The 664-nt window shown below is 61.3% G+C and carries 1 protein-coding gene and 1 pseudogene; both read right to left on the bottom strand.

All coding sequences use genetic code 11. The features are described 5' to 3' along the window. Nucleotides 1-282: pseudogene (locus DVK07_RS20415) on the bottom strand (ATP-binding protein); the annotation flags it as partial. Between the two features lie 135 nt (nucleotides 283-417). Next, a partial coding sequence (locus DVK07_RS20410) for a hypothetical protein (RefSeq protein ID WP_121598579.1) occupies nucleotides 418-664 on the bottom strand: 247 nt, incomplete at its 5' end.

Raw genomic sequence — 664 nt, 5'->3', positions numbered from 1 at the left:
GATCGCACCGGTGCCGATCCCCCACTCGCCGAGGGTGGCGTCGTCATCGCGGCACTTCGTCCCGGCGCCCAGCACGGAGAGATCACGCATCCCCGTCTCGCTGCCGAGATCCACGCCCGCGCCGTTATCACAGACGACGGTCTGCTCGGGCGTAACGCTCACGAGCACGCGGGACGCGCCTGGGCTGTCGACCCCGTTCTGGACGGCTTCGCGGATCGCGTCCGGGAGATCCGCCATCTGGTCTTCGATCAGGTACTGCGCGACCTGATCCGTCGTCGTCATCTCGACGGTGTCGGTACAACTGTCGTCGGTCCCGGCTGGATCCGGGGATGTGGCCTGCTCAGACATGGTGGCCACCCCTTCAGGGCACCAGACAAACTGAGGCGAGTGATCTGCCGGATTAAGGGCTCTGATCAGTCAGACCCAGTCATCCACATAGACGACACCTGAAACTTCTTCCTGCGGATACTGCTTCGACATTCGATGGACCGCAGCGGCAATCTTTCGTGCTGGAGTCGTCACATCGCTCACGTACAGAGCTGCGCGATAGGCTGTCGGATCGAGTTCGAGCACAAAATCATCATCGTACGTGAGAATGAGTCGGTCGTCCGATTTTGAATACTCGCCCAGCTCCCGGTCAGACGAGCCTTTCCCAAACGTAGTG

The sequence above is a fragment of the Halorubrum sp. Atlit-26R genome (assembly GCF_003666015.1).
Classification (GTDB): Archaea; Halobacteriota; Halobacteria; order Halobacteriales; family Haloferacaceae; genus Halorubrum.
This window is presented reverse-complemented; position numbering and strand designations above follow the sequence as displayed.